At 60.5% G+C, this 9,370-nt stretch carries 10 protein-coding genes and 1 tRNA gene; 5 read left to right on the top strand and 6 right to left on the bottom strand.

What is annotated here, in order from left to right; all coding sequences use genetic code 11:
* The first annotated feature begins 452 nt into the window (after positions 1–452).
* Positions 453–920 carry a hypothetical protein gene (locus tag BIS11_RS05390; RefSeq protein ID WP_253419664.1) on the top strand — a complete coding sequence of 156 codons (468 nt, stop codon included), beginning with the start codon at positions 453–455 and terminating at the stop codon, positions 918–920.
* A 362-nt stretch (positions 921–1,282) separates the two neighbouring features.
* Here the strand turns inward: BIS11_RS05390 and BIS11_RS05385 are convergent, their stop codons facing one another.
* The 6 genes from BIS11_RS05385 to BIS11_RS05360 all read right to left on the bottom strand — a co-directional run bounded on the left by BIS11_RS05385 (position 1,283) and on the right by BIS11_RS05360 (position 5,462).
* Positions 1,283–2,557: a Y-family DNA polymerase gene (locus BIS11_RS05385; RefSeq protein ID WP_253419667.1), complete on the bottom strand. Its 1,275-nt coding sequence runs from the start codon at positions 2,555–2,557 to the stop codon at positions 1,283–1,285.
* Positions 2,554–3,003, bottom strand: coding sequence for a LexA family transcriptional regulator (locus tag BIS11_RS05380; protein ID WP_253419670.1), 450 nt, complete (start codon positions 3,001–3,003; stop codon positions 2,554–2,556). Before BIS11_RS05380 ends, BIS11_RS05385 begins: the two co-directional genes overlap by 4 nt.
* Positions 3,000–3,230: a DUF1654 domain-containing protein gene (locus BIS11_RS05375; protein ID WP_253419673.1), complete on the bottom strand. Its 231-nt coding sequence runs from the start codon at positions 3,228–3,230 to the stop codon at positions 3,000–3,002. The genes BIS11_RS05380 and BIS11_RS05375 overlap by 4 nt, the downstream gene beginning before the upstream one ends.
* Before the next feature lie 243 nt (positions 3,231–3,473).
* The gene (locus BIS11_RS05370) at positions 3,474–3,959 is read right to left on the bottom strand and encodes a hypothetical protein (RefSeq protein ID WP_253419676.1); all 486 of its coding nucleotides are present in this window, start codon (positions 3,957–3,959) and stop codon (positions 3,474–3,476) included.
* A 22-nt stretch (positions 3,960–3,981) separates the two neighbouring features.
* Positions 3,982–5,214, bottom strand: a complete 1,233-nt coding sequence (locus tag BIS11_RS05365; RefSeq protein WP_253419679.1) for a tyrosine-type recombinase/integrase — start codon at positions 5,212–5,214, stop codon at positions 3,982–3,984.
* Positions 5,215–5,377: 163 nt separating this feature from the next.
* Positions 5,378–5,462: transfer RNA gene (locus BIS11_RS05360), tRNA-Leu, on the bottom strand.
* Positions 5,463–5,545: 83 nt separating this feature from the next.
* Between BIS11_RS05360 and BIS11_RS05355 the strand changes: the two genes are divergently transcribed.
* The 4 genes from BIS11_RS05355 to BIS11_RS05340 all read left to right on the top strand — a co-directional run.
* Positions 5,546–6,265 carry a ComF family protein gene (locus tag BIS11_RS05355; RefSeq protein WP_253419683.1) on the top strand — a complete coding sequence of 240 codons (720 nt, stop codon included), beginning with the start codon at positions 5,546–5,548 and terminating at the stop codon, positions 6,263–6,265.
* 28 nt (positions 6,266–6,293) lie between these two features.
* The gene (locus tag BIS11_RS05350) at positions 6,294–7,265 is read left to right on the top strand and encodes a serine/threonine protein kinase (protein WP_253419686.1); all 972 of its coding nucleotides are present in this window, start codon (positions 6,294–6,296) and stop codon (positions 7,263–7,265) included.
* 138 nt (positions 7,266–7,403) lie between these two features.
* Complete coding sequence (gene folE / locus BIS11_RS05345) at positions 7,404–7,955, top strand: GTP cyclohydrolase I FolE (RefSeq protein WP_227390674.1); 552 nt, start codon at positions 7,404–7,406, stop codon at positions 7,953–7,955.
* 104 nt (positions 7,956–8,059) lie between these two features.
* A partial coding sequence (locus BIS11_RS05340; protein ID WP_253585798.1) for an NAD-dependent succinate-semialdehyde dehydrogenase occupies positions 8,060–9,370 on the top strand: 1,311 nt, incomplete at its 3' end.

Genomic DNA, 9,370 nt, shown 5'->3' with positions numbered 1-9,370 from the left:
GGCATATACGGAGAGGGGGAGAGCGGAACGGGAAGCGGAGAAGGCGGGTCAGGAGGCGAGAACGGTACGGGCGGCTGGTCAGGTACTACACCTAGCATAGGCGGGAAGTATGGAGGAGGACAAGGAGCGTCACGTGGGGGTGGAGTTCGTAATGCCCCAGGCCCGGCGGTTGTGCGTGTTATTTGGGGTGAGGGTAGGCGCTTTCCATCTAGCAATGTATCAAAGGCTTTTAGCGAGACTATCACCGTCTACTAAATATGGAGAAATGTGTGAAATATCTTCAAGTTAAAGAGGGTAAGGCGGAGCGCATTGGGCTTGACCGATCCGAGGCCTGCCTCCGGGCACGGGCGCTGACTCCAAGCGTGTCACAGCCCCGTGTAATGACGGAAGAGGCATTGAACGCTGCCGGTTTTTTTGAAATTCATGACACGCCTCTGCCTCATGGTGATGTCGTGACCCAAGGAGATCCAGAGCAAGACGCGGATGGCATATGGCGTCAAACCTGGCACGCGCGCGACTACACCCCCGAGGAGCGAGCTGAGCACCTTAGCAATGCTCGCCAGTCCAAAATCGAGGAGATCAACGACGCATACAACGAGCAGACTGCTCCCTTGGTGCGCGACTACCCTGAGCGGGAGCAACAGACCTGGATCGCTCAGGAGGAGCAGGCCCGGGCGTACCTGGCCTGGCGCGCCGCCGGCGCCCAAGGTGAGCCCCCTGCCACGCCGGTGCTCGACAACATCCTGCTGGGCCGTAACGGCGACAACGGCACCGAGACGCTCGAGGAGCTGTGCCACGCCGTGCTCGAGAACGCCGCGATGTTCGCCGAGGCGCAGCAGTTGACCGGTAAGCGGCAGCGGCTGGTGAAGCTGGCCCGGGCGGCGGAGACGGAGGAGGCGCTCGAGGCGATCACCTGGTGATCGAAAGAGGGCATGATGCGGCCGCCATGGGGCGGTTTTTTTGTGCCCGGAAAATGCCCCGGCGGGGACGCCGGGGCGGGCAGGTCATGAACCCAACAACGCTTGAGCCTCGATGAACGGTGCTGCAGTGAACCTGCAGCCGATAAGGTGGTCGTCTCGCCAGAGTGTGACGATGTAGAAATCTACGTCAAAAAAGCGTGCCGTCATTATCGTGGACACCTGGCCAGCACTGGAATAGCGCTCTATCACCCAGGGGCCGTTTTGAGTGCTGCTGATTGAAAAATGCATGGTTGTCGTCTCGAAGGTAGCTGGGGAATTCCCGTCTAGCAGTGTTGCGTCACGACAACGCAGGGAGGGCATGGTTACAGCGACACTTCCTTCAACTCATCCCACCGCGTGGTGTATCGGGGCGTCCGATGCTCGCATCGTAACTCCCAACTGTTCACCGGCCGATGCATTCCCAGCCGCACAGTGTTCTTTCCGTGCTCCCGGTTGAGCTGGTCTAGGGTGGCCATGAGCCGCTCGTTCCGCTGGCGCGTCTCGTCGCTCTCCGCTTCCCCCAGCAGCCCCAACTGCTCGTTCTCGTGATCGCATAAATCCATCAGCATGACGCCGCATTTCTGATACCAAATCCCCTGTTTGAAAACCTGCTCGAGCCCGGCGCCGGCGGCGCGAATCAGCGCGCGGCTATCGCACGTTGCGCCGGGCAACGGGACGACCACGCTTTTGCTATAGCTCGGCAGATCGCTGCGAAACCGGTTGGTTCGCACGAAGACCATGATGGCCTGGGCGAGGCCCTGCTGTTTGCGCAGCTTCTCGCCGGCGCGCGCGGCGTGCACTCGTACCGCCTCCTGCAGATCGATTTTGTTCTGGGTGAGCCTACCGAATGAGCGCGACACCATTATCTGCTTTTTCGGCTCGGTCATATCGTCGAGCTTGATGCAATCGACGCCTCGGAGCTCGTAGACGATGCGCTCCATTACGACGCTGAAATGCCGGCGTAGATGCTTTGGGGATGCCTCGCGCAGTTGCCAAGCGGTCTCGATGCCCAGTGTGTGCAGTCGGGCGGCGCTTCGATGCGCTACGCCCCAAACCTCGCTCACCGGCAACTGCTCGAGGTATGCCCGAGTATCATTGCTGCCGGGATCCATGATGGCCACGCCAGCGAACCTTGGCTCTTTCTTCGCGCGGTGGTTGGCCAGCTTTGCCAGCGTCTTGCTGGTGCTGAGCCCAACGCTCACCGGGATGCCGGTATCTCTGCGCACCTGGGCGCGCATCGCCTGGCAGCGCTCCGTCAGGGTGTCGAGCGCGAACCCGTCAAACGATAGAAACGACTCGTCGATGCTGTAGACCTCCACGTGGGGCGTGTGCTGCCCCAGCACGTCGGTCACGCGTCGGCTCATGTCGCCGTAGAGCGCATAGTTCGAGCTCAGGAGTGTGCATTGCCGGCGGACGTGTGGATCGATCTGGTGGGCGGGCGCGCCCATGGCGATGCCGAGGTCTTTGATCTCCTGCGAGCGCGCGACGACGCATCCGTCATTGTTCGACAACACGCCGACCGGCTGGCCTTCAAGGCGTGGCTGGAACACCCGCTCGCAGCTCACGTAGAAATTATTGCAGTCGACGAGCGCAATCATACCGAGAACCCGGGGGCCAGCGAGTGGATGTTGTGCGTCACCACACCCCACACCTGGCACTCTGTGCCGAACAGCGGAATGGGGCGAAACTCCGGGTTGGCGGCCACCAGGTAGGGCCGGTTGCCGATCGTGCTGAGCGTCTTGCATGTGAGCTCGCCGTCGACGCTCATGATGACGATGTGCCCGGGCCGTGGCTCGACTGAGCGATCAACAATGAGCAGGTCGCCGTTATAGATGCCCACGCCCTCCATCGAGGCGCCCTTGGCGCGCAGGAAATAGGTCGCGCTGGGATGCTGGATCAGGTGATCGACCAGATCGAGCTCACCCTCGAGGTAGTCGTCAGCAGGGGAGGGAAAGCCGGCGCGGACGAAACCCGCCACTAGGGGAATGGGGAGTGCTGGCGCGCCGCGATCAACGCGGCCCAGCATCGTCAGATGCATGCTCATGACATCGACTCCTCGGGGTTCCAGCGTATGCGAACATGCTCGCCGGTCTCGTCGAGGGGGATCATCGTCACGTTCTCGACGGTGCCGAGCTCGCGGAGCATGCGCGCCCAGTCGTCGGCGTTGTCATCTGACTGGCGCTGGAGCTCGGTGCAGTTGTCCGCTTGGGCGCGGGGGCTGCCGATTTTGCGTTTCACGCGGTCGACGAGCTGCTGGTAGGTGCTAGACATAATGGGCCCTCCCTGTTGCTGTGTATTTATACAGTGCATTCGGGCGGAGTATAGCCACGCCCCAGCGGGGCCGTCTAGGTCGGGTGGTCGCAGTTTGGTCGCAGACTGGGTGCGACCACTGAGAACATGAGAAGCATAGGAAGTCGCAAGCAGCTGATTTTTCAGCCGAGGCCCGGTGCAAGCGCGGCCGTTGAATGCGTGACAGCGGATTCAAAATCCGCTGCAGAAAAGTAGAGTACCCATTTATAGGGAGAAGATTTTATCTTGAATTTTTATCAATTGCCTAGATTTTTGCTCAAAAAAAACAGCATGCCTATCGTGTAAATTAGCGTTGAGGGTGCCAAGAATATTAGAGACAATATATGGGTAAGTTTGACCGTCAATATCAGATTGCTTCCACTCGGATAATTCTTTACCAATTTCTGGATCAAGACAAAGAATTACTGAGATATTGCGAGAGATATTTTTATCTAATTCTTTGACTTTAATGCCTCTTTCAGCGAACCAACGCTCAAAGCCGTAAGCTCGTATTTGAGCAAAATCACTAACAATACATTGAAAGTTTTTAATCAAAATTTCTTTCTTCTGTAGGCTTAGTCGAGTTTCTTCATTTCTTCTACTTAGCTTAACAGCTTCTCTGGATGAATTCGCTGACTTCCATGCTGCGATTGCTGCTACAGCTGTAGCTATAGCTGATACTATTGTTGCGAACGTAGCTAATAGGTTCAAGTTATCGATGCCCCAATATAGGTTAATTTTCAACTTTATTTGCTAATAATAAAGTTTGTTCCTCATTAATGCCTAGCCTCAACGCATCAAGGTAATCAGAATACCATTGCATCATACGGCGCCTTCGCTCGATGTACTGCGCTTGGTTATAGACCCCCGCAATACCGCCTTCCTTGTGAGCCAGCTGCGCCTCAACTAGGTCTTTATTCCAGCCGTGCTCGCGGAGCAGTGTAGAGGCTGTGTGCCGAGCGCCATGACCCACCAGCTTGCCTTTATAGCCCACGCCGGCGATCGCCTGATTAATCGTATTCTCGCTCAGCACCGGATTCTTGGGGCCTTGCCCAGGGAACACGAGCCGCTGTCTTCCTGTTTGCAACCGGACCTCTTTTAGTGAGTCCAGTGTCTGGGTCGATAGCGGTACTACATGGTCCCGACGCATTTTCATTTTGTCCGCGTTGAGCACCCAAAGCCCATCCTCGAAAGAGATTTCCGGCCATTCAGCAAAGCGCACCATCCCCGGGCGCGACGCAGTGCGCAGAGCCATCCAGACCGCGGCTTGGGTGATCGGGCGGCTACGTGAAGCACTCATGGCAACAAGGAATGCGGGCAGTTCGACTTCGAGCAGGTGGGGGTAATGAACGGTATCGGGAGCCTTGGCAGCAATGTGGCGCAGCTCGCTTGCGGGGTTCAATTCGCACAGACCCTCGGCGATCGCCTCGCTGAATATCTGGTTCACCCAGCTACGCACTTTCTCCGCGATATTGTGAGCGCCTCGGGCCTCGATGCCGCGCTGAACGGCGGTGCAGTCCGCGCGCGTGATATTCGCCAGCGGCGTATCGCCAATACGAGGGAGTATGTCGCCATCGAGGTAGCGCCGCATTTGAGAGGTCGTGCCCTCCGACCGGCCTACATCGAGCTTGCGCTGGTACCAGCTTTCGGCAGACGCGCGAAACGTGGGCAGATCGCCTTGCTCGCTCATGTTGGCAATGTCGATGCCATCAGAAAGCTGGCGGCGTAGGTCTTCGGCTGTTCGCCGCGCAGCCTTTCCCGAGACGGTAGGAAACCCGCCCAAGCCTTTCCACGACCATTTGCCGTTGGGTCGCTTGTATCTCAACTCCCACGACTTGGAGCCGTTCGGCTTCACACGCAAGTAGAGGCCCAGGCCGTCGAGTTCACGGTAGGCTTTTTCTTCGGGCTCGAGTGAGGCGAGAACGGTATCGGCGAGAGGGCGCCGTTTGATCTGAGAACGTTTCATGCAGCGTCGCTGGTTGTATGCCTGAAGTTAAGCATACAAGAGGGCATACAGAAAAACGATGGGTATACGGGGTAGTGCAGGGGAAACCAGACCAAAGAAAGTAAGACAAGAGGCTTGATCTGGAAGGCTTTAGGTCGTGACAAGCAATCTAAAGCATTGAATTTGGTGCGGATGGGGAGACTCGAACTCCCACACCTTACGGCACTAGAACCTAAATCTAGCGTGTCTACCAATTCCACCACATCCGCAGAAGACGAGGCGTATGGTATCAATTTATTGCGCTAAGTCAAGATGACGGCTCGGGAAATCCCGCTGACGAAGAGGTGATAGCGTGCTGACGACGTGGCTTGGGAGAATAGAGGAACGGCTCCGGCAAGCGCTGCCCGGCTACTGCGCTTTCTGCCAGTCGAACCCGGCGAGCGAAAAGGGGTGGTGCGACGAGTGCCAGACGCTGCTGCCGCATAACCCCGGCGCCTGCCCGATGTGTGCCGAGCCGAGATCCCAAAGCCCGACCGACTCCGTCGAACGGCTTTGCGGACACTGCCTGATCGAGCCGCCGGCAATGGCCCGAACCACTGCGGACTTTCTCTATACCGATCCGGTCAAGACGCTGGTGCGCGACTTCAAGTACCACGCCTCGACCCGCGCCGGAGTGCTGCTGGTGGAGCTGATGCTGACAAGCCCGCCGGATACTACCGATGCGGCGCTGATGGGGGTGCCGATGCACCCGGCCAAGGCGCGCGAGCGCGGCTTCAATCAGGCCGACTGGCTCGCCCGGCAACTGGCCAGAAGGCTTGGGCTGGCGAGCCTCGAAGGCAGGTGCGTCAAGCGCCTGCCGGCCCAGCATACCCTCAATCGCCGGGCACGCCTGGAGAATCTTCGTGGAGCATTCATTGTGCCGCAGTGCCTTCCCGAGCGCCTGATCATCGTCGATGACGTGGTGACGACCGGCGCCACCGGCCATGAGCTCGCCCGCCAGGCGCTCAAGGCGGGGGCGCGGCGCGTGGAACTCTGGGCGCCGGCACGGACACCGCGTGGGCGAGACTGGTAGAATGGCGTCTTTTATCAGGAGGGGCGTCATGGCCCATGCATTCAGCGCGCTTTCCCCCGAAGCGGTGATGTCCGCCGTCGAGTCCGTCGGTCTCTATCCTGCCGGCGAACCCTTCGCGCTCAACAGCTACGAAAACCGCGTGCTGATGTTCCAGGACGACGACCGTGCCCGCTGGGTCGTGAAATTCTACCGCCCGGAGCGTCTGAGCGATGCCGCCATCGGCGAGGAGCACGCGTTTCTTCTGGAGCTCGCCGACGCCGGCATTCCGGTGGGCGCGCCCTGGTGCGATGAAAAAGGCCAGGCGCTGCACCGCTTCGAAGGGTTTCGCTTCACGCTCTTTCCGCACTGCTCGGGTCGCGCCCCGGAGCTCGACAATCCGGCCCACCTGTTCGCACTCGGCGAGGTGCTGGGCCGGCTTCACGCGCAGTCGTCGCGCAAGGCGTTCGCACACCGGCGAACGCTCGAGCTGAGCGGCGATATCGAGCGCGCGCGCAGCCAGGTGATGGAGAGCCCATGGCTCGACTCCCAGCAGCGCCGCGTCTATCCCCAGATCATCGACAGGCTGCTCACCGCGCTCGGGCGGCATTCGCTTTCGAACGCGAACTTCATCCGCACCCACGGCGATTGCCATCTGGGCAACATCTTGGGTCATGACGATGCCTTTACCCTGGTGGACTTCGACGACTGCCTGATGGCGCCGGCGATCCAGGACATCTGGATGCTGCTGCCCGAGGATGCCCAGGAGTGGCGAGCGGCCTTGAGCGAAGTGAGGGAAGGCTACGAAGAGAGCCGCCCCTTTCCCGACGACGAGCTCGCGCTGATCGAGCCGCTGCGTGCCTACCGCCTGGTTCGCCATGTCGCCTGGCTGGTGTCGCGCTGGGAAGACCCGGCGTTTCCGCGTGCCTTCCCCTGGCTTGCCGACCGCGGCTACTGGGATCAGCACCTGCGCCAGCTCGAGCAGCAGCTCATGCAGCTCGAACAGCCTCGCTGGCTAGCATGACCGGGCAAGTGGCTCATTGTTCAGGGTAAAACGCGCATTGCCTGCCCTTTACCCTGCCACCTGGAGCCTGGGTAAGGTAAAATAAGCGGTTCTCATCATTACCCGCTATTCGGCTTTACAGGTTGAACGAGGCTCATCATGACCGACGACATCGCCCAGCACTATCGTGCCATCATCACCGCGCTCGGGGAGGACCCGGATCGTGAAGGGCTGCGCGATACGCCGACGCGGGCCGCCAAGGCCATGCAGTTTCTCAATGCGGGCTATGCAACGTCGCTCGAGGAGATCATCAACGGCGCGGTGTTCGATTCCCAGACCGACGAAATGGTACTGGTCAAGGACATCGAGCTCTACTCGATGTGCGAGCATCATCTCCTGCCCTTCATCGGCAAGTGCCACATTGCCTACCTTCCGACGGGCAAGGTACTGGGGCTTTCCAAGTTCGCGCGCATCGTGGACATGTACGCCCGGCGCATGCAGATCCAGGAGAACCTGACGCGCGAGATCGCCGAGGCGGTCCAGCAGGTCACCCAGGCCAAGGGCGTGGCGGTGGTGATCGAGGCGCGTCATCTGTGCATGATGATGCGTGGCGTCGAGAAGCAGAACTCCAGCATGACCTCCTCGGTGATGCTCGGACTGTTTCGCAGCAATCAGGCGACGCGCCAGGAGTTTCTCACGCTCATCAACTAGGCGCCTCGGCGGCGCCCGGGCAAACATTTGGTCAAACGCGCTTTTTCGTCTTAGCATGAAGGGATCACGGAACCACGAGATGACCTTTCGGTTGGGAGACTGTCATGGAAGCGCTCAACGAGACACAGCTGTACTGCCCCTTCGCCTATATCGACGGCAGCTGGGTGGCCGCCGACAGCGGCGAGCAGATCAAGGTAATCAACCCGGCCACCGGTGAGCCCATGGGCGACATGCCGCGCCTGGGGCGCGCCGAGACCGAGCGCGCGATCGATGCCGCCGACCGGGCGCTGCCCGCCTGGCGCGCGATGACCGCCCAGGAGCGCTCGGATCTGCTGTTCAAGTGGTATGACCTGATGATGGAGCACCAGCACGACCTGGCCGTACTGATGACTCACGAGCAGGGCAAGCCGGTCAAGGAGGCCGAAGGCGAGATCGCTTACGCGGCAAGCTTCATCCGCTGGTTCGCAGAAGAGGCGCGGCGTATCTACGGCGAGACGATCCCTGCTGCCAAGGCGAGCCAGCGCATCTTGGTCACCAAACAGCCGGTAGGCGTGGTCGGGGCGATCACGCCCTGGAACTTCCCCGCCGCGATGATCACCCGCAAGGCGGGAGCGGCGCTGGCCGCCGGCTGCACCATCGTCATCAAGCCGGCCAGCCAGACACCGTTCTCCGCGACGGCGCTGGCGCTTCTGGCCGAGCGGGCGGGCATTCCGCGCGGCGTCTTCAACGTGGTGCCGGGCAGTGCCGCCGAGATCGCCAAGGCGTTGACCGACTCTCCCAAGGTTCGCAAGATCACCTTCACGGGCTCCACCGAGGTGGGGCGCGAGCTGATGGCCAATGCCGCCCAGCACGTTCAGAAGATCTCCCTTGAGCTCGGCGGCAACGCCCCGTTCATCGTCTTCGAGGATGCGGATCTCGATGCGGCCGTCGAAGGTGCCATGGCGGCCAAGTTCCGCAACGCCGGCCAGACCTGCATCTGCACCAACCGTTTCCTGGTCCAGTCGAGTGTCATCAACGCCTTCTGCGAAAAGCTCGCGGCGGCGATGAACAGCGAACTCACCGTGGGCGATGGCACGGATGCCGGGGTCAACGTCGGCCCGCTGATCGACGAGAACGGTGTCAAGAAGGTCACCGAGCACGTCCAGGATGCCATCGACCACGGCGCCGAGCTGCTGCTGGGCGGGCATCCGCATCCGCTGGGCGGCAACTTCTTCACGCCGACGCTGATCAGCTTCGCCAACGACCGGATGAAGGTCGCCAAGGAGGAGACCTTCGGGCCGCTGGCGGCTGTGTTCCCCTTCGACGACGAGCAGAGCGCCATCGAGATGGCCAACGACACCCAGTACGGGCTCGCCTCCTATTTCTACTCGAAGGATCTGGCGCGGGTATGGCGGGTCGCCGAGGCGCTGGAGTAC

The sequence above is a fragment of the Halomonas sp. 707D4 genome (genome assembly GCF_024158685.1).
In the GTDB taxonomy this organism is placed as follows: Bacteria; Pseudomonadota; Gammaproteobacteria; order Pseudomonadales; family Halomonadaceae; genus Vreelandella.
This window is presented reverse-complemented; position numbering and strand designations above follow the sequence as displayed.

Coding starts and splice junctions, on each gene's coding strand:
- BIS11_RS05375 (WP_253419673.1), bottom strand. CDS start 3,230: ATGTCTAGCACCTACCAGCAGCTCGTCGACCGCGTGAAACGCAAAATC.
- BIS11_RS05380 (WP_253419670.1), bottom strand. CDS start 3,003: ATGAGCATGCATCTGACGATGCTGGGCCGCGTTGATCGCGGCGCGCCA.
- BIS11_RS05350 (WP_253419686.1), top strand. CDS start 6,294: ATGGCCCATGCATTCAGCGCGCTTTCCCCCGAAGCGGTGATGTCCGCC.
- BIS11_RS05385 (WP_253419667.1), bottom strand. CDS start 2,557: ATGATTGCGCTCGTCGACTGCAATAATTTCTACGTGAGCTGCGAGCGG.
- BIS11_RS05365 (WP_253419679.1), bottom strand. CDS start 5,214: ATGAAACGTTCTCAGATCAAACGGCGCCCTCTCGCCGATACCGTTCTC.
- folE (WP_227390674.1), top strand. CDS start 7,404: ATGACCGACGACATCGCCCAGCACTATCGTGCCATCATCACCGCGCTC.